Raw genomic sequence first — 21354 nt, 5'->3', positions numbered from 1 at the left:
CGGTCTGCCGGTACGGTGCCTCGCGGGGGCGGAGTGTGGTCACCGGCCTCCCCGGGCGTCCCTGGCGAGGTGACGCAGGGCCTCGGCGAAGTCCTCGGCCGCCCGGCGCACGGTCGCCGTGTCGTGGCGGCCGGGCCGGTGGTGCCAGGTGAAGGCGAGCCGGCCGTGCTGCACCGCGCCCACCACCTCCACCGGGTGCGAGCCGGGGTCACGCGGGTCGTGGTCCCGTCCGAAGGAGCCGTGTTCGGCACGGATCAGGCTGCCGTCCGCCGCCTCCTCGGGCCGTGCGTCCCACTGCCCGAGATAGTTGAACACCACCTGGCTGTGGGCCTGGGCGCCGAGGCGTTCTCGGACGTCGGGCGGGCCGAACGTGCGGAGGGCGCCGTAGCCGATGCCGTTGCCGGGCACGGCGCGCAGCTGGCGGCGGACCGACTTGACGAGGGACCGCCAGTCGCGGTCCGGGCCGAGGCCGCCGGGGTCGGGCACCTGGATGGCGACGGGGTAGACGGTGGTGAACCAGCCGACGGTGTGCGAGAGATCGACACCGTCGAGCAGGTCCTCACGTCCGTGCCCCTCCAGGTCCAGGCGGACCCGGTCGTGGCCGGTCCAGCGGGCCAGGGCAAGGGCGAGTGCGGCGAGGAGTACGTCGTTGACGCGGGTGCGGTACGCGGTGGGCGCGGAGCGCAGCAGGGCGGTGGTGTCCTCCTCGTCGAGTTCCACGCTCACTGTTGCGGTCGCCGGCCCGTCCCCGGTGGCCTCGGCGGGTTCCGCCGGGGCGGGTTCGGCGCCAGTCGTCTCCTCCCAGTGCGGCAGTTCGTGGTCGAGGCCGCCCTCGGCGACATGTGCGGCCAGGCGCCGGGACCACTCACGGAAGCTGGTGCCGCGCTCGCCCAGCGCGACCGGATCGCCGTTCAGGGCCTGTCGGTAGGCGGTCTCCAGGTCGTCGCGCAGGACGCGCCAGGAGACGGCGTCCACCACCAGGTGGTGTGCGACGAGGAGGAGGTACGCGGGTCGGTCCGCGTCCCCCGTGAACAGGACCGCCCGCAGGTGCGGGCCGCGAGCGAGGTCGAAGCCCGCGTGGATTTCGTCGGCGGCCTTCGCCATCGCCGCGTCGGCGTCCTCGGCGGCGAGCCCTGTCAGGTCATGACGTACGAGGATGTCCTCGCCGGCGGCAGGCGGCGGGTTGAACTGCCGCCAGCCCCCCTGCTCGTCCCGGCTGAAGCGCATGCGCAGGGCGTCGTGGTGCTCGAGGAGGGCGTCGAGCGCGGCGCGCAGCGCCCGCGGGTCGGGGCGGCCGTCGAGTTCGAAGAGCGCCGACTGGTTGAAGTGGTGGTGGGCCGCGCGGGGCGTGGTCAGGAACCACTCCTGGATCGGGGTGAGCGGCACGTCGCCGGTCACCGGGCCCTCGGCGGAGCGCTGGGGCGCGGTGCGGACCACGGTGGCGAGTTCGGCGACGGTCTGGTGTGTGAACAGATCCCGGGTCGCCACGTGCAGTCCGTCGCGGCGCAGCCGGGAGACGACCTGCATGCTCAGGATGGAGTCGCCGCCGAGCGCGAAGAAGTTGTCGTCGGCGCCGACCTCCTCGATGCCGAGCACATCGGCCCAGATCCGGGCGATGCGCAGTTCGGTGTCGGTGCGCGGAGCGATCCGCGGGCCGTGGACGACCTGAGCGGGCCCGGGCGCGGGCAGCGCCCGCCGGTCGATCTTGCCGTTCGGGGTGAGCGGCAGCCGCTCGAGGGCCACGAAGACCGACGGCACCATGTGCGCCGGCAGCAACCCCGCCAGGTGCAGCCGCAGTTCGGCGACGGGTAGCGCGGTGACGGGCGGGGCGGTGTCCGGGGAGTCGGTGTCGGTCGGTTGGGGGTGGGTGGGGGTGGTGGTGGGCGGTTCGGTGTCCGGGGAGCCGGCGCCGGACGGTTCTGGGTGGGTGGATGGGGTGGTGGGCGGCTCGCTGCCCGGCGAACCAGTCCCCGGTAGTGCGGTGCCCGAGGCGCCGGGCGCGGACGGGCCGGGGTGGGGGGGCTCGGCAGCGGACGGCTCGTTGCCTGGCGAACCAGACCCGGGCAGTTCGGCGTCCGAGGCGCCAGGCCCGGATGGGCCGGGTTGGGCGGGTTCGGCAGCGGACAGCTGGCTGCCCGGCCCGGGTCGTACAGTGTCCGAGGCGCCAGACCCTGACGGGCCGGAGTGGGCGGGTTCGGCAGCGGACGGCTCGCCGCCCAGGGGATCAGCCCCGGGCAGTTCGGTGCCCGAGACGCCCGCCCCGGACGAGTCAGAGTCGGTGGGTACGGCAGCGGACGGATCGCCGTCCGGCGAACCAGTCCCGAGAAGTTCGGTGTTCGAGGCACCGGGCCCGGACGGGTCGCGGTGGGCGGGTGCGGCAGCGGACGGCTGGCTGCACGGGGAACCAGCCCCCGGTAGTTCGGTCTCCGAGGTCACGGGCCCGGACAGTTCCGGGTGGACGGACTCGGTGGCAGGCGGCTCGTTGCCGAAGGCGCCCTCGGACGAGTCGGGGTCGGCGGGTGCGGCAGCGGACGGCTCGCCGCCCAGGGAACCAGCCCCCGGTAGTTCGGTGCCCGACGCGCCGGACCCGGCTGGGCCGGGGTGGGCGGGCGCGGTGGCAGACGGCACGGTGCCCAAGGCGCCCGCCCCGGACGGATCGGGGTCCGTGGACGCGGCAGCGGACGGCTCACCGCCCGGGGAACCAGGCCCGGGAAGTTCGGTGTTCGAGGTGCCGGGCCCGGACGGGTCGGGGTGGGTGGGCGGGGTGGTGGGTGGCTGGGACGGTACGACGTACGCGACGAGGCGGGGCGGTGCGTCGGGGCCGTCCCCCGCGCGGACGACCACCGCCGCGTCCCGCACCAGCGGGCTGCGCCGCAGCGCGGTCTCGATCTCGCCGGGCTCGATTCGGAAGCCGCGTAGTTTGACCTGGTCGTCGGCGCGGCCCGCGAACCGCAGGCGGCCGTCGGCGGTCCAGCGGACCAGGTCCCCGGTGCGGTACATCCGCTCCCCCGGCGCGCCGAACGGGTCGGGCAGGAACCGCTGGGCGGTGAGCCGCGGCCGGCCCAGGTAGCCGCGGGCGAGGCCGGGCCCGGCTATGTACAGCTCGCCGGTCACGCCGGGCGGTACGGGGCGCAGGGCGGCGTCCAGTACGTACACACGCGTGGCACCGGACGGGCGGCCGATGGTCGGGGTGCCGGTGCCCGGGGTGAGCGGGCCGGTCCAGGTGGCGACGACGGTGGCCTCGGTGGGGCCGTAGGAGTTGACCATGCGGCGGCCGGGGGCCCACGTGTCGACGAGGTCGGCCGGGCAGGCCTCGGCGCCGACGATGAGGGTGCGCAGGTGGGGCAGGGCGGCGGCGGTCTCGGGCGGCAGCGTGGCCAGTGCCGCCGGTGGGATCAGCGTATGGCTGACGCGCCGTTCGGCGAGGACCTCCGCAAGGCGCTCCCCGACCAGTGGTCCTTCCTCGCCCGTGACCAGCGCGGCCCCGCTGAGCAGGGAGACGCACAGTTCGAGGATGGACGCGTCGAAGCTCGGGGAGGCGAATTGGAGCACCCGGTCGCCGGGTCCCGCCGCGTACTGTTCGGCGGCCGCCGCGGCGAAGGAGGCGAGGCCCCGGTGGGTGATCACGACGCCCTTGGGTGTGCCGGTGGAGCCGGAGGTGTAGATGACGTAGGCGGGGTGGGCGGGGGTGAGTGCGGTGGTGCGGTCGGCGTCCGTGGGTGCCGTGTCCGGCCCCTCGGTGGACCACACCTCGGCCGGGTCGTCGAGGACCAGGTGGGCGCCCGCGTCCCGGATCATGAACTCCCGTCGCTGCGGCGGGTAGTCGGGATCCACGGGCAGGAACGCGCCGCCTGCCTTGGCGACGGCGAGCTGTGCCACCACGGCCGCCGCCGAGCGCGGCAGCGCGAGGGCCACCACGCGCTCGGGTCCGACGCCGTCCCGTACGAGGCGGTGGGCCAGCCGGTTGGCGGCCCGGTCCACGTCCCCGTACGTCAGCTCCCGGTCGCCGTCGATCAGCGCCACGGCGTCCGGGGTGCGGGCCGCCTGCCGTTCGAAGAGGGCGGGCAGGGTGGCTTCGGGCACCGGGCGGAAGGTGCCCCGACCCTGCGCACGAAGGTTCTCCCGCTCGTCATCGGAAGCCAGCGGCAGCGCGCCGAGCGGGCGACACGGGTCCTCGGCGACGGCGTGCAGCAGGGTGCCGAGCTGTCCCGCCATCCGGTCGGCGGTGGCCGCGTCGAACAGGTCGGTGTTGTAGGTGAGCAGGGCGTGCAGTTCACCGGAGTCGGTCTCGGCGAACTCCAGGGTGAGGTCGAACGCGGCCTGCTCCGAGTCCGGTTCGACGTCGGCGACGTCCAAACCGGGCAGGTCGAGGTCGACGGCCGGGGTGTTCTGGAGGACGACCATGACCTGGAAGAGCGGGCTGCGGCTGGTGTCGCGGACGGGCTGCACCTCGTCCACGACGCGTTCGAAGGGCACATCCTGGTGGGCGAAGGCGTCCATGACGGTCTGCCGTACGTCACCGAGGAACGCGGTGAACGGCCGGTCGCCTTCGGCCCGGGACCGCAGCACCAAGGTGTTGACGAAGAAGCCGACGAGGGCCTGCGTCTCCGGCCGGTCGCGGCCGGCGTTGACGGTGCCGACGGCGATGTCCTCGGTACCGGAGAGCCGGGCGAGGTAACTCTGGGCGGCGGCCACGAGGGTGGTGAACAGGGTGGTGCCGTGGTCCCGGGCGAGCCGGGTGAGCCGCCGGGCGGTCGTGGCGGGCACCACAAGGCGGGTGGTGGCACCGGTGCTGGTGCGCACCGGCGGCCGGGGCCGGTCGGTGGGCAGCTCCAGCGGTGCGGTGTCGGCCAGTTGCTCCTTCCAGTACGCGAGATCCGCGGCGGCCTCGGTGTCGCCGGTGGTGCGCTGCCAGTGGGCGTAATCGGCGTACTGCACAGGCAGCGGCGCCAACTGCGCACTATCTACGCCGAGTTCGACGCGGTAGAAGTGCGCGAGGTCACCGAGCAGGACGGAGGTGGACCAGCCGTCGGTGATGATGTGGTGCAGAGCGAGGGAGAGTACGTGGTCGTCATCGGCGAGCCGGAGCAGGCAGGTGCGCAGCAGCGGGCCCTCGCGCAGGTCGAAGGGGCGGAGGCGTTCCTCGGCGAGCAGGCGGCGCACGGCCGTTTCCCACTCCGCCGCGCCGAGCCGGGTCAGGTCATGCACAGGCAAGGGCACGTCCTGGGGCGGATGGACGCACTGAATCCCATGCCCGTCGACGCTGTCGAAGGTGGTCCGCAACGACTCGTGCCGGGCCACGACGGCGCCGAGGGCGGCGCGCAGCGCGTCGGAGTCCAGGGGGCCGCGCAGCCGCAGGGCGAGCGTGGTGACGTACTCGGCGCCGTCGGGCTCGAACTCGTGCAGGAACCACAGGCGTTGCTGGGCGTGCGACATCGGCGCGACCGCGTCACGGGTGCCCGCGTCACGAGTGACCGCGTCACGGGCGACCGGGACGAGCCCCGGGCGGCCGGAGTCCCGCCGGTCGTCGCCGAGCAGACCGGCCAGGGCGGCCGGTGTCGGGTGGGTGAAGACAGCGCGCGGTGTGAGGCCGGTGTCGAAGGCCTCGGCGAGGCGGGACGCGAGCCGGATGCTGAGGATCGAGTCGCCGCCGAGCTGGAAGAAGTCGTCCTCCACACCGGGCGGTTCGATGCCCAGTACCTCGCCGAAGACGTCCGCCGTGCGGCGCTCGGCGTCGGTGCGGGGCTCGACCCGCTCGCGGCCCGGAACGGCGTCCGGCGCGGGCAGGGCGGCCCGGTCGACCTTGCCGTTGCGGCTGAGCGGGAGTGCGGTGAGCGGGACGACGGTGGTGGGCACGAGGTAGTCGGGCAGGGTGCGGGCGGCGAAGGCCCGCAGTTCCTCGCCGTCCTCGCCGGCCGGTCCGACGACGTAGGCGACGAGCCGCTTGGCGCCGGGGCGGTCCTCGCGGGCCAGGACGGCCACGTCGACGACGTCCGGGTGGGCGGCGAGCGCGGCCTCGACCTCGCCGGGCTCCACCCGGAAGCCCCGGATCTTCACCTGGTCGTCGGCGCGGCCGAGGAACTCGACGGTGCCGTCCGGGCGGCGCCGGGCCAGGTCGCCCGTACGGTACATGCGCGCACCGGGCGGGCCGAGCGGATCGGCGAGGAAGCGGGCGGCGGTGTCGCCGGGACGGCCCAGGTAGCCCCGGGCGACGCCCTCACCCGCCAGATACAGCTCGCCCGGGCAGCCCGGCGGCACGGGCCGCAGCCGGGCGTCGAGGACCAGCGCCCGCATGTCGTCCAACGGCCGCCCGATGGGAATCGTGCCGGGTACCGCAGCCGGGTCGGTGAGGGCGAAGGAGGTCGCGAAGGTGGTGGCCTCGGTGGGCCCGTACCCGTCCACGACGGTCAGTCCGGGGCAGGCCTTGAGCACCCGGCCTACGGCCTGTGCCGGTACGACGTCACCGCCGGTCCACAGCTGTTGGAGGCCGCGGAAGCAGTCGGGCGCGTCCTGCGCGAGCAGCCGGAACAGACCGGCGGTCAGCCACAGCGCCGTCAGCCCTCCACCGGCGGCGAGCCGCCGCAGCAGGGCCCCATCGAGGGTCCCGCCCGGGGCCACCACCACACACCCACCGTTGAGGAGCGGCGCCCACACCTCGAAGGTGGCGGCGTCGAACGCGACCGGCGAGTGCAGCAGCACGCGCTCACACACCCCACCGGCAAACCGACTGTCGGTGCCCAGCGCCGCCACGTCCCGATGCCGCACGGCAACCGCCTTGGGCAGGCCGGTGGACCCGGAGGTGAACATCACGTAGGCGAGTTGGTCGGGATCGGTGGGCGGCAACGGCTCCCCTGCGGGCGCCGTGGCGGCGGGCTGTGCGGGCTGTGCGGGCTGTGCCTGACCGTCCGTGGTCTCGAGGGCGTGCGTCGGCTGGTCGGGGTCTGCGGGGGTCGGCGGCTCCGCCACGGCGGGCGGCGTGTGCGGCTCCGGGGTTCCGGTGGCGTGCGCTGGCTGACCCCTGTCCGGCGTCCCGGGGGCCAGCGGGCCGAGCTGAGCGGGTGGGGCCGACTCCCGCGAGAGGCCCGCGCCGTGCGCGGATGCCTGCGGCTCCGCAGCGACGGGCTGTGCGGTCGACGCCTCACGCCCCGTGGCCCCGGCGTCGTACGCCGACCGGCCCGCATCCGGTGCCGGACCGCTCTCGGCGTGCCGTGCCGGCTTCTGCGCGGCTCCCGTGCCGTGCGCGGAGGGCTGTTCGTACAGCCCCGTGGTCCCGGGGCGGGCCGCCACCACCTGTGCGGCGGTGAGTTGGAGGGTCGCGCCCGCCTGGGTGAGCAAGGTGTGGCGGCGCTCCTCCGGGGCGCGGGGGTCGATGGGGACGTAGGCGCCGCCGGCCAGGAGTACCGCCAGCTGGGCCACGACCAGTTCGGCGGAGCGGTCGAGGAGCAGCGCTACTCGGTCCTCGGCGGCCAGGCCGTCGGATCGCAGGCGGGCGGCCAGCGCGTGCGCCCAGTCGTGGAGTTGGCGGTACGTCACATAGTGGTCGCCGTCGTGGATCGCGGGTGCGTCCGGGGTTCGGCGGGCCTGTTCCGTGAACAGGTCGACCGGGCTGCGCGGCGCGGTCCGGCGGGCGGTGGTGTTCCAGGCTGCCAGCAGCTCGCGGTCGGCCGGGGCGAGCATGTCCAGGTCGGTCAGGTCGGTGTCGAACCCGTCGGCGAGGGCGGTGAGCAGCCCGGCCAGACGGGCCGCCGCTCGCTCTGCGGTGGCGGGGTCGAACAGAGCGGGGTCGTAGGCCAGGTCGAAGCCGAGCCGTTCGGTCAGGTGGGCGCGGAGGCACCAGGGGAAGGTGGTCGCGTCGTCGGCGCGCACCTCCTCGACCTGGATCCCCGTGCGGGCCGTCGCCGACTCGTCCACGGGATAGTTCTCGAACACCACCATGCTGTCGAACAGCGCCTCGCCGGACGGGACTTCACTCACCGCCTGGATACGGGGCAGGGCGAGGAAGTCGAAGCGGCGGGCGTCGCTCTGCCGTTCCTGGAGGTCGCGCAGCCACGACAGCACCGGCCCGCCGGGGATACGGGCCCGGGTCGGCACCGTGTTGATGAACATGCCGATCATGCCTTCGACGCCGGGCAGTTCGGCCGGGCGCCCGGAGACGGTGGTACCGAAGACCACGTCATCGCGTCCGCCGGAGCGGGCGAGCAGCAGTGCCCACGCGCCCTCCACCACCGTGTTCACGGTGAGTCCGGCGCGGGCGGCACCCTCCCGCAGTCGCCGCGAGACCTCCCCGTCCAGCTCATGGTGGACGGCCGCCGCGGAACGGGCTCGGTGTGCCTCGGCGGGCGTCCGGTCGTACGGCAGCGGGGTCCGGGTGGTGAACCCGTCGAGGGCGTCGGCCCAGTACCGCTCCGCCGCCGCCTCGTCCTGTTCCCGCAGCCAATGCAGGAAGTCCGCGAAGGGTCGCCGGGCCGGGGGCGCCTGGTCCGGCCCGCCGGTGAGCGCGGCGTAACGCTCGCACACCTCGGTGAGCAGCTGCCCAGTGCTCCAGCCGTCGAGGACGATGTGGTGGGTGGACCAGACGAGCAACACCTCGTCGCCGGGCAGCGCGGCCAGGGCGAGCCGGGTGAGCGGCGCCGTACCGAGGTCCATGCCGGCGGCGCGGTCCTCGGCGAGCAGCCGCTCGGTGGCGTCGGCGCGCTCGGCGCGGGTGAGCGCGCGCCAGTCGAGGTGGCGTACGGGCAGTTCCGCCTGGCGGTGGACCACCTGGACCGGGTGCGGCAGGCCGTGCCAATGAACGCTGGTGCGCAGCGCCGGGGTACGGTCGGCGACCTGCTGCCAGGCAGCGGCGAAGGCCTGTGGGTCTGCGACGCCGGACAGGCGTACGGCCGTGCGGTCGAAGTAGGCGTGCTCGGTGTCCACGAGGCCGTGGAAGAGCATGCCGGACTGGAGCGGCGTGAGCGGCAGGACGTCCTCGACGTGCCGGCCCACACCCACGAGCCCGTCCAGCTGCTCCTGGCTCAGGTCAGCGAGCGGGAAGTCCGAGGGCGTGCGGCCGCCGGCGTCGGGGCGGGCGCAGTGCGCCACGATCTCCCGCAGGGCAGCCAGCATGTCCTCGGCGAGCCGCTCGACGGTGGCCTGGTCGTAGACGGCGGCCGGGTAGGTCCAGCCCAGTTCGAGTCGGCCCTCCTGAACCACGCCGGTGACGTCCAGGAGGTAGGGGCGTGGTTCGTCCGGGTCGGTGTCCCGACCCGCCGGGGGCAGGGCGTCGCGGAACAAGCCGTCGGCGGTGTCCGCGTCCCATTGACCGTGGTAGTTGAAGCCGACCTGCGGGGCGGGAGTCCCGGCGAGCGGGCTGCCGGGCACGAGGTGGCGCAGGGCGCCGTAACTCAGGCCGTGCAGCGGCACCGCCCGCAGCTGTTCCTTCACCGAGCGGAGCGTGTCGTGCCAGCCGCCGTCCGGGGCGACACGCAGGGCGAGCGGGAACTCGGCCGTGAACCAGCCCACGGTCCGCGACAGGTCCACGTCCGCGAACAGCTCCTCCCGGCCGTGGCCCTCCACGCCAAGCAGGACGGTGTCGCGTCCGCACCAGCGGGCCAGGGTGCGGCCGAGAGCGCTGAGCAGGGCGTCGTTGACCTGGGTGCGGTAGGCCCGGGGGACCTCGCGCAGCAGGGCGTCGGTGGTCCGGGCGTCCAGGGTGGCGCTGAGGGTGGTGGCGGTGCCGTGCGTGTTCTGGCCGGGGCGGCCTGCGGGCAGCTCGGCCGGTGCCGTGCCGGTACGTGTCCAGTACGACAGGTCGGCGTCGAACGCGCCGGAGCGTGTGTGCCGGTCGAGCCGGGTGGCCCAGCGGCCGTACGACGTGCCGGTGGGGGGCAGCTCCACGGGCCGGCCGACCGCCGCAGCCCGCTGGGCGGCCTCCAGGTCCGCTAGCAGGATGCGCCAGGACACGCCGTCGATGACCAAGTGGTGGGCGGTGACCACCAGTTGTCCGGGAAGCCCCGGACCACGATCGAAGAACAGGACGCGGATGACCCGCCCGTCGGTGGGATCGAGGGCAGCCTGCGCCTCGTCCGCCAGCCGCTGCACCTCACCTTCCAACGCCATGTCGTCCAGGCTTGCCACGTCGTGCCGGGTGAACACGCCGTCCGGCACCTCGGGCAGGACGTCCTGGCGCCAGCCGTCGGCGGCGGTGCGGCGGAACCGCGTACGCAGGGCTGCATGGTGGCGTACGAGAGCGTCGGTGGCCGCCCGGAGCGTCGGCCCTGGAGTGTCCGGGGCAAGTTCGAGGCGCTGGGTCATGGTGAACCGGAGCCGCTCCCCCGGGTCACGGCCGTCCAGGTACCAGTGCTGGATCGGAGTGAGCGGCGCCTCAACCGGCTCCTCGATGGCGTCGTCCTGCCCCGGGGAGGACTCCCGTACACACAAAGCGAGTTCGGCGATCGTCTGGTGACGGAACACATCCTTGGTGGCGAGGGCGAGCCCGGCCTGCCGGGCGCGGGAGACGATCTGGATGCTCAGGATGGAGTCGCCACCGAGCGTGAAGAAGTTGTCGCGGGCGCCGACGCGTTCGACGCCGAGCACCTCCGCCCAGATCGCAGCCAGGCGTTCCTCCGCACCCGCCCGGGGGGCGACGTAGGGCGTGTCACTGTCGGGCTGTGCGGGCGGGGCGGGCAGGGCACGCCGATCCGTCTTGCCGCTGGTGGTGCGCGGAATGCGGGCCAGCGGCACGAACGCGGCGGGCACCATATGATCGGGCAGGGTGCGGCGCAGGGCGAGGCGCAGCGCGTCGGCAGAGGGGACGCGGTCGGCGGCAGGCACGACGTAACCGACGAGCATGAGACGACCCGCGTTCTCGCGGGCGGCGACCGCCGCGTCGGCGACGTCCGGGTGGTCGAGGAGAGCGGCCTCCACCTCGCCGGGTTCGACGCGGAATCCACGGATCTTGACCTGCTCGTCCGCCCGGCCCAGGAACTCAAGGAGTCCGTCGCGGTCCCAGCGGGCCCGGTCACCGGTGCGGTACATGCGCTCGCCGGGCGCCCCGAACGGGTCGGCGAGGAAGCGGGCGGCGGTGAGGCCGGGCCGGTTCAGATAGCCGCGCGCCACCTGCGTCCCGGCCAGATACAGCTCGCCGGGCGTGCCGGGCGGCACCGGGCGCAGGGCGCCGTCGAGGACGTACGCGCGCAGGTTGCCGCCGGGGCGGCCGATGACCGGGCGGTCGGGCTGGTCGGCGCAGCGGCCGTAGACGGCGTCGACGGTGGTCTCGGTGGGGCCGTACATGTTGTACACCGCCACGCCGAGGTCCTGTTCGGCGCGTACGAGGTCGCGCCAGCCGGCCGGGGTGACGGCCTCGCCGCCGACCAGCAGCAGGCGCGGATGGTGGCGGCCGGCGGCAAGCAGCCCGGCGGAGGTGAGTTCGCGCAGGTAGGACGGCGTAACGTTGACCACGTCGAGGCGGTGTTCGGTGACTTGGGTGCAGAACGCCTGCGGGTCCAGGCGTACGTCCTCGTCGATCAGGTGGACCTCGTGGCCGAGGGCGAGCAGCAGCGGTCCTTCCCAGGAGGTGTCGAACGAGAAGGAGGCGCTGAGCGCGGCCCGCAGCCGCCGTCCGCCGGCGGTGTGCGGGGCGAGCAGGCCCGCACGGTGGTCATGGCAGAGGTTGACCAGGTTGCGGTGTTCGACGGCGACGCCCTTGGGGCGGCCGGTCGAGCCCGAGGTGTAGATGATGTACGCGGTGTTGCCGGGCAGCAGGGGTCGGACGCGGTCGGCGTCGGTCGGGTCGTGGGCGGGCAGCCGGTCCCAGGGCGCCGCGTCGAGGCCGGTCAGCAGGGTGTGCGGGCGGGCGTCCGCGAGAAGGAAGTCCTGGCGCTCGGCGGGGAGTTCGGGGTCCAGGCAGAGCAGGGTGGCGCCCGCCTTGAGGACGGCGAGCACGGCCACCATCAAGTCGCTCGTACGCGGCAGGCGGACGGCAACCACGTCTTCGGGGCCTGCGCCCTGGGTGATGAGGTGATGGGCGAGCCGGTTGGCACGCTGGTTCAGCGCGGCGAAGTCGAGCGCGGCGTCTCGGGCGACGAGCGCGGTGTACCCAGGGGTGCAGGCAGCCTGCGCCTCGAACAGGGCGGGGAAGGTGGTGTCCGGCTCGGGCAGGCGGATGCCCTCGCCCTGGCGCAGCACGCGCTGCCGCTCGTCCTCACTCATCAGCGGCAGCCGGTCCACGCTCTGCCCCGGCTCTGCGGCGATGGATTCCAGCAGAACACGCAGCCGAGCGGCCAGGCCTTCGGCGGTCTCGGCGTCGAAAAGGCCGGTGTTGTACTCCAGGTGGGCGGTGAGCCCGTCGTCGCCCTCCACGAAGTCGAAGGCGAGGTCGTAGGTGGCGACGCGCACCGGCGGGGTCACCGGCTCCGCCGTCAGGCCGGGCAGCCGGGGCGGCTCGGCGCCGAGGTTGTGCAGGGCGACCATGACCTGGAACAGCGGGGTGCGGCTGGTGTCGCGCTCGGGCTGGAGGGCGTCCACCACACGCTCGAAGGGCACCTCCTGGTGGGCGAACGCGTCCAGGACGATGTCGCGCACCTCGGCGAGCAGTTCCCGGAAGGGCACGCCGGGGCGGATCCGGGCGCGCAGCACCAGCGTGTTGACGAACATGCCGACCACGTCGTGCAGTTCACCGCGCTCGCGACCTGCGGTGACGGTACCGACGGTGACGTCGTCCTGCCCCGCCCACCGGCCGAGCAGAACCTGACATGCCGTCACCAGTGTCATATAGAGGGTTGCGTCGGCCTCCCGTGCCCGTTCGCGCAGCCGCTCAGTGAGCGCGGCGCGCAGGGTGAAGGTCAGCAGGGCCCCGTCCCGGGTGCGGACGGCCGGGCGCGGCCGGTCGGTGGGCAGCTCCAGCGGGGTTACGCCATCCAAGGCCTGTCGCCAGTAGGCGAGTTCGGCATCGGCGCGGTCGGCGCGGGAACGCTGCCAGGCCGCGTAATCGACGTAACGGACGGGGAGTGCGGGCAGCTGCGGGCGGCGGTCCTCAAGGGCGGCCGCGTACAGCTCGCCCAGGTCCCGGGCCAATACGCCGACGGACCAGCCGTCGGTGACGATGTGGTGCACGGCCAGGACGAGGACGTGCTCGTCGGGAGTGAAGCGCGCCAGGTGGGCCCGCAACAGGGGGCCGGCCGCCAGGTCGAAGGGGGCGGCGGCGACCCCGTCCACGAGGGCGCCCAGGGCGGCGTCGTCCGGGAGGTCGAGCACCGGCAGGTCCACGTGCCGGGGCGGGTGGACGATCTGCCGGGCCTGACCGTCGTGCTCGGCGAACGTGGTGCGCAGCGCCTCGTGCCGGGCGACCAAGCCGTCCAAGGCGGTACGCAGGGCGGCATGCTCCAGCGGACCGCGCAGCCGCAGCACGGAGAGGGTCGTGAATTCGGTGCTGCCCGGCTCGAATCGGTCCAGGAACCAGAGGCGCTGCTGGGCGTACGACAGGGGTGCCGGGGTGTCCGGGTCGGCGACCGGGATGACGTCGGCGGCCTGCGCGTCGCCCGGCTCCCCCAGGGCGGTGGCGAGGTCGCGGAGGGTGGAGTGGGTGAACAGCATGCGGGGTGAGACGTCCGTGCCGAAGGCGGCGCGCAGCCGGGAGGTGACGCGGACGGCGAGGATCGAGTCGCCGCCGAGGGCGAAGAAGTCGTCATCGACGCCGACCTCGTCGATGTCCAGAACGTCCGTCCAGGCGGCGGCGACGAGCCGTTCGGCCGGCGTGCTCGGCGGGGTCCGCGTGCCGTCGGCGGCGAAGCCGTCGGGTCCTGGCGCGGGCAGGGCGCGCCGGTCGAGCTTGCCGTTGGCGGTGAGCGGGAGCGCGGCCATCGGCACGTAGGCGGCCGGCACCATGTGCGCGGGCAGCAGTCCTTCGAGGTACGTGCGGAGTTCGGCGGCGGACGGCGGCGTGACGCACTCCCCCGCACCGGTGCCGACCACGTGGGCCACAAGCCGTCGCGTCCCCGCAGTGTCCTCGTACACGCCGACCGCCGCCGCCCCCACGCCCGGATGGGCGTGCAGGGCGGCCTCGATCTCGCCGGGTTCGATGCGGTAGCCGCGGATCTTGACCTGCTGGTCGGCTCGGCCCACGTACTCCAGGGTGCCGTCGGCACGCCAACGGGCCCGGTCCCCGGTGCGGTACATACGGTTGCCCGGCCGCCCGAAGGGGTCGGCGAGGAAGCGGTTCGCTGTCAGCCCGGGCCGGTTCAGATAACCACGCGCCAAACCCTCGCCAGCCACGAACAGTTCACCCACGGCGCCCGGCGGCACCGGCTGGAGGGTGTCGTCGAGGATGTAGAGCCGCAGGTCGGGTATTCCGGTGCCGATGGGGCTGGCGGCGGTGCCGGGGCGATCGGCCAGGCCGCTGTCCAGAGCGGCGTAGGTGACGTGCACGGTGGTCTCGGTGATGCCGTACATGTTCACCAGGCGGGGCGCGGTGTCCGGGTGGCGGCGGTACCAGTCGGCGAGCCTGCCCACGTCCAGCGCCTCGCCACCGAAGACGACGGTGCGCAGCGCCAACCGGGCTCCCACGTCCGGCAGTTCGGCGTCCGCGCGGATCAGCGGATAGAACGCTGAGGGTGTCTGATTGAGGACGGTGACCCGTTCATCGGCGAGCAGGCGCAGGAAGTCCTCCGGGGAGCGGGCGGTGTCCTCGGGGACGATCACGAGCCGGCCGCCGTGCAGCAGTGGGCCCCAAAGCTCCCACACCGAGAAGTCGAAGGCGTACGAGTGGAACAGCGTCCACACGTCGTCTGCCCCGAAGTCGAGCCACTGCCGGGTGCGGGTGAACAGCCGGACCACGTTGGCGTGCGGGACGATCACGCCCTTGGGGCGGCCGGTGGAGCCGGAGGTGTAGATGGCGTAGGCGGGGCTCTCGGGTAGCGCACGCGCGGCCGGTCCCGTGGCCGGGCGGCGGGCCAGGTCGGCGCGCACCTCCGGGTCGTCGAGAAGCAGAAGGGTTACGTCATGGACGGCCGCGCTCTGCCGGGTGGCGGTGACAAGAGCGACCGGCCCGGCGTCGGCGATCAGCTGCCGCACACGTTCCTCGGGCAGCCGGGGGTCGATGGGCAGGTAGGCGGCGCCCGTCTTGAGGACGGCGAGGACCGCCACGACCAGGTCGGTGGAGCGGGGCAGCGCGAGGGCGACGAACGTCTCGGGCCCGGCACCGAGTTCGGCGAGCCGGTGGGCGAGGCGGCTCGCGCGTGCGTCCAGGGTGGCGTAGTCGAGCCGTTCGTCGCCGCAGGTGAGCGCCTCGGCGTCGGGCGTGCGGGCGGCTTGGGCCGCGAACAGCGCGTCCAGCGTGTCGGCGGGCCTGCCCTCCTCGGTGCCGTTCCAGTCGGTGAGCATCCGCCGCCGTTCCTCGGCGGTGGTCCAGGCGAGGGAGCGCACGGGCCGGTCCGGGTCGTCGGCCAGCTCCGTGAGCAGCAGGCAGAGCCGGTCGGCGACGGCGCGTACGGTCGTGGCGTCGAACAGCTCCGGGTCGTAGGCGAGGTCGAAGCCGAACCGCTCGCCCTGGTAAGCCCGCAGCACCAACGGGAAGTTGGTGGCGTCACGGGAGGAGACGTCGGCAAGCCGTATCCCGGTAGTGGCCGAACGCGCCTCGTCGAAGGGGTAGTTCTCGAAGGCCACCATGCTGTCGAAGAGCGGGCTGCCTGACGGGACGTCGCTCAGCGAGGTCAGTTCGGCGAGGGACACCGCCGCAAACCGCCGCGCCTGCGCCTGTTCCTCCTGGAGATCCCTCAGCCAGGCGGCAGCCGTACGGCCGCCGTCCACACGGATGCGCGTGGGCAGCGTGTTGATGAACATGCCCACCATCGACTCGGCGCCTGGCAGGTCGTCCGGCCGGCCGGAGACGGTGGTGCCGAACAGCACGTCCCGTTCGGCGCTGTAGCGCGACAGGAGCAGCGCCCAGGCCGCCTGCACCACGGTGCCGAGGGTGAGTCCGGCCGTCCGGGCGGTGTGCGCGAGGCGGGCGGAAACCTCGTCCGACAGGCCGCATGTGTGCACGTCGGCGGACCGGGTCTCGTGACCGGGGCGCCGGACGCGGTCGACGGGCAGCGGGGTGGGGGTGGCGAACCCGTCGAGGACCGTCCGCCAGTGCGCGTGGGCGGCCTCGGTGTCCCGGTCGGCCAACCAGCGTACGTAATCGCCGAACGGCCTGCGGGCCGGTGGCCGGGGCTCGGCGCCGGTGGTGAGCGCCCCGTACTCCTCGGACACCTCGGTGAGTACCTGGGCGAGGCTCCAGCCGTCCAGGATCAGGTGGTGGGAGGTCCACAGGAGGTGCAGCCGGGCGTCGGGGAGCCGGACGAGGGTGAGCCGCATCAGGGGTGCCGTGCCGAGGTCGAGGCCGCGAGCGAGGTCGTCGGCGCGCAGCCGGTCGAGGCGCTCGGCCCGCTCCGCCGCATCCAGCTCGCGCCAGTCCAACTGGACGACGGGGACCTCGACGCGGCGGTGCACGACCTGGAGCGGCACCGGGAAGCCCTCCCACACCACCGAGGTGCGCAGGGCGGGGGTGCGGTCGGTGACCCGCTGCCAGGCGAGGGCGAGGGCGTCCGGGTCGCTCACGCCTTCAAGGAGCAGTGCGGCCTGGTCGACGTACACGTCGTCCTCGCCGCCGACCAGCCGGTGGAAGAGCATGCCTTCCTGGAGCGGGGTGAGCGGCAGCAGGTCCTCGATGTCCCGGCCGTCGCCGACGATCCGGTCCACTCCGGCCTGGTCGAGGCGGGCCAGCGGGAAGTCGGAGGGCGTACGTCCGCCCGCGCCGGGGCGGGCGCAGTGCTCGGCGATGGCGGTGAGCGCCCGCACCATGCCGTCGGCCAAGTCCCGGACTGTTCCCTCCCGGTGGACCTGGTCGCTGTAGTGCCAGGTGATCTCCAGTTGGCCGTCGGTCACCAGGGCGGACACGTCGAGGAGGTGGTCCAGCGGCGCGTCGGGGTCCATGTCCCGGCCGGGCACGTCGGCGACGGGCGCGAAGTCGCCTCCGGCAGGTGCCTCCCACTGCCCGTGGTAGGTGAAGCACACGTCGGGCAGCGGCAGTTGGCCGAGCGCGCGGGCCTCGGGCGCGGGTGAGCCGAGATGGCCGAGCGCCTGATAGCCGAGGCCTCGGCGGGGCACGGCGCGCAGCCGTTCCTTGACGGACTTGAGGGTGGTCCCCCAGTCGTCCGGTCCGGCCGGGGTCAGGGTGACCGGGTACTGGGTGGTGAACCAGCCGACCGTGCGGGACAGGTCGGCGCCCTCGTCCAACTCCTCCTCGCGGCCGTGGCCCTCCAGGGCGACGGGCACCCGGTCGCCGCCCGTCCAGTCGGCCAGTACGCGGCTCAGCGCGCTCAGCAGCACGTCGTTGACCTGCGTGCGGTACGCGCCCGGTACCCGCCGCAGCAGCGCCTCGGTGGTGCCCCGGTCCACGCGCGTACGGACGGTGTGCACGGATCCGGCGAGCGGAGTGCCGGGCAGGTCGACGGGGAGCGGGATGCGCGGCGCCTCCGTCTCCTGCGTCCAGTGGGGCAGGTCGTCGTCGAGGTCGCCGGCCCGGACCCGTTCGGTCAGGGTCCGCGCCCAGTCGGCGAACGGGGTGTGCTCGGGCTCGGGCGCGGGTTCCTCACCGGCCGCCGCCTGCCGGTATGCGTGCTCCAGGTCGGCGAACAGGACGCGCCAGGAGACGCTGTCCACCGCCAAGTGGTGTGCGGCGAGGAAGAGTTGGGGCCGTTCGCCGCCGGTCAGCAGGGCCGCGCGCAGCAGGGCGCCGGTCGCCGGGTCCAGGGCGGCGCGGGCTGCTTCGGCGGCCTCGGCGGGCGGGGTACCGGGGTCGTGGCGGGTGAGCAGTCCGGTCGCGGGGCCGGTGCCGGGGTGCTGCCGCCAGGCGCCGTCGGCGCATATGTAGCGGGTGCGCAGGGCCGGGTGGCGGGCCACCACGGCGTGCAGTGCCCTGTCCAGGGCCCGTTCGTCGAGGTCGTACGGGAGGTCGAGCAGCATCGACATGGCGAAGTGCCGCAGCGGCCCGTGCGTGGCGAAGAACCACTCCTGTACGGGGGTGAGCGGCGCGGGCCCGTCCTTGTGAGGCCGACGGGGCGCGGGCACGGCGGCGGCACGGCCGGCCGCGGCGGCGGCCAGGTCGGCGACCGTCTGGTGGCGGAAGACGTCCTGTGAGCCGATGTGCAGGCCCGCCGCGCGGGCGCGGGAGACGGCCTGGATGCTCAGGATCGAGTCGCCGCCCAGCTCGAAGAAGTTGTCCGTGACACCGACTTGGGCGACCCCGAGCACCTCGGCCCAGATTCCGGCGAGGGTCTCCTCGGCGGAGGTGCGCGGGGCGACGAACTCCCTCTCGCTCGCGGTGTTTTCGGGCGTCGGCAGGGCGCGGCGGTCCAGTTTGCCGCTGGTGGTCAGCGGCAGCGCGTCCAGCGCGGTGAAGGAGGACGGCACAAGGGCGTCGGGCAGCACCTCGCGCAGGGCCGTCCGCAGGTCGGCGGGGGCGGGCCGGGGCGCGCCGGGTGCCGGGACGACGTAGGCGGCGAGACGGGCGTGGCCGTGCGCGTCGGGCAGGGCGACGACCGCGGCGGCGGCGACGGCGGGCAGCGCCAGCAGGGCGGCCTCGATCTCGCCGGGCTCGATGCGGTGGCCGCGTACCTTGACCTGGTCGTCGGCGCGCCCGAGGTAGTCGAGGCGGCCGTCGGCGGTCCAGCGGGCCAGGTCGCCGGTGCGGTACATCCGCTCCCCCGGCCCACCGAACGGGTCGGGCAGGAAGCGGGATGCGGTCAGGCCCGGCCGGCCGGCGTAGCCCCGGGCGAGCTGTCCGCCCGCGAGGTACAGCTCGCCGCCGACGCCGGGCGGCACCGGCCGGCGCCGGTCGTCCAGTACGTACGCCCGTACTCCGGGCAGGGGGCGGCCCACCAGCGGGCGGTCGCCGCCGTCGATACGGCAGGACAGCGCGTCGACCGTGCACTCGGTGGGGCCGTAGAAGTTGTGGGCGGTCACGTCCGGGTGGGCGGCGAGCTCGCGCCAGAGCGCGGGGCCGACCGCTTCGCCGCCGAGCATGAGGACGCGCGGGTGGTGCCGGGGGTCGGTGAGCAGTCCGGCGGGCAGCAGTTGCCGCAGGTAGGACGGGGTGACGTCGAGGAAGTCGACGCGGTGCTCCACGACGTACTCGACCAGCGCGGCCGGGTCCATCCGGGTGGCCTCGTCGACCAGGTGCAGCGGGTGGCCGTCGGCCATCAGGAGCACGCCTTCGAGGGAGGTGTCGAAGGAGAACGACGCGGTGAGCGCGACCCGCAGCGGGCCGCCGCCCGCCTCCGCGACGAAGCCGGCCCGGTGGGCGGCGAGGAGGTGCACCGCCGCGCGGTGGGTGACGGTGACGCCCTTGGGGCGGCCGGTGGAGCCGGAGGTGTAGATGACGTACGCGGTGTGGTCGGCCAGGAGTGGGGCGCACCGGTCGGCGTCGGTCGGGTCGGTGTCCGGGGCAGTCGCGGGCACGGCGCGCAGGGCGGCTTCGTCGAGGACCAGGGCCGGGTGGGCGTCGTCCAGCAGGAACCGGATCCGTTCCTCCGGGAGGGCCAGGTCCAAGGGTAGGTAGCCGGCGCCGGACTTCCAGACGGCGAGGATCGCGACGATCATGTCGGCGGTGCGCGGCAGCCGCAGGGCGACCAGCTGTTCGGGGCCTGCGCCGTGGGCGATGAGGTGGTGGGCGAGGCGGTTGGCGCGGGTGTTGAGCGTGGCGAAGTCCAGCCGTTCGCCGCCCGCGACGAGCGCGAGGGCGTCGGGGGTCCGGGCCGCCCGACGCTCGAACAGCTCGGGGTGGGTGGTGTCGGTGACGGGGAGCGGGGCGGGGTTCCAGTCGTGGACAAGGCGCCGGGTCTCGTCCTCGGACAGCAGGGGCAGGCTGCCAAGGGCCTGGTCCGGCGCGGCGCAGGCGCCCTCAAGGAGGCGTATGAGCTGGTCGGCCATCCGCCCGGCGGTGGCCGGGTCGAACAGGTCGGTGCGGTACTCGAGAAGACCCGTCAGGCCGTCACCGTCCGGAACGAACTCAATGCTCAGGTCGAAGGTGGCCGCCTGCCGGGGCACGGTGACCGGGGTAGTGGCGAGGCCGCGCGGGGCGGTCGCGGCGGGCGGGTCGGGGTGCAGGAGGACCAGCACGTCGAAGAGCGGGTTGCGGCCCGCCTCGCGGGGCGCGCCCACCGCCTCCACGATCCGTTCGAACGGGGTGTCGCCGTGGGCGAAGGCGTCACTCACCGTCTCGGCCGCACGGGCGAGGAGGTCACGGAAGGAACCGGACGCGTCCACCGGGGTGCGCAGCACGACGGTGTTCACGAAGAACCCGACGGCCCGTTCCAGATCGGTGCGGGAGCGGCCCGGCGTGAGGGAGCCGACGGTGATGTCGTCCTGCCCGGACCAGCGGGCGAGGAGGGCCTGGGCGGCGGCGACCAGGGCGGTGTGCAGGGTGGTGTGCTGCTCTCGCGCGAGGTCGCGCAGGCGGGCGGTCAGCGGGGCCGGGACGGCGAAGGCGCTCACGGCGCCCTCGCCCGCCTCCTCGCCGCGCCGCGGCCGGTCCAGGGGCAGCTCGGGCGCCACTGCGCCCGCCAACCGTTCACGCCAGTGGGCGAGTTCACTCTCCAGGCGGGCGCCTGAGAGCCGGGTGCGCTGCCACACCGCGAAGTCCGGGTACTGCGTGGCCACCGGCGGCAGCGCGGGTACGGCGCCCTGCGCGAGGGCGTCGTAGGCGGTGCACAGTTCGTCCAGGACGACGCCCATTGACCAGCCGTCCGTGACGATGTGATGAGCCGTCAGGAGCAGGACGTGGGAGGTGGCGGTCTCGCGCAGCAGCAGGGCGCGCAGCAGCGGTCCACTCCGCAGGTCGAAGGGCCGGGAGTACTCCGCCAGGAGGTCCTTGTCCAGATCGCCGACGTCCCGGACCGGCAGCGGTACCGGGCCCGCCGGGTGCACGCGCTGCACCGGGCGGCCGTCGGTCTCCTCGAAGGTGGTGCGCAGCGCCTCATGCCGGGTTACGACGGCGGTCAGTGCCGCACCAAGGGCCTCCTCGTCCAGAGCGCCGGTGAGGCGGAGTGCGACCGCGCTGTTGTAGCGGGCGTCGCCGGGTCGCAGCCGGTCCAGGAACCACAGTCGCTGCTGCGCGAAGGACAGCGGCAGCGGGCGGTCCCGGTCGGCACGCGGGATGCCCTGCCGGGCGGCCTGGGCAGAGCCGCCGGTCCGCCCGGCGAGCCGTCGGCGCAGCGCCTCCCGCATCTCCTCGGGCAGGGCCTCGGCGCGGGCCCGCCGGGACGGCCGTGCGGAGTCGGCGGGGCCCGAGCCCGGGTTCGAAGCCGAGTTCGAAGGGGTCGAAGACGTCATGGTCGT

1 protein-coding gene is annotated in these 21354 nt (G+C 74.3%); it reads right to left on the bottom strand.

What is annotated here, in order from left to right:
* Nucleotides 1-39: 39 nt before the first annotated feature.
* Nucleotides 40-21348 (bottom strand): non-ribosomal peptide synthetase, encoded by a 21309-nt coding sequence (locus tag ACZ56E_RS03250; protein ID WP_471210433.1) that lies wholly within the window; start codon nt 21346-21348, stop codon nt 40-42.
* Between the last annotated feature and the right edge of the window lie 6 nt (nt 21349-21354).

Source organism: Streptomyces sp. NPDC039480 (genome assembly GCF_055597165.1).
This window is presented reverse-complemented; position numbering and strand designations above follow the sequence as displayed.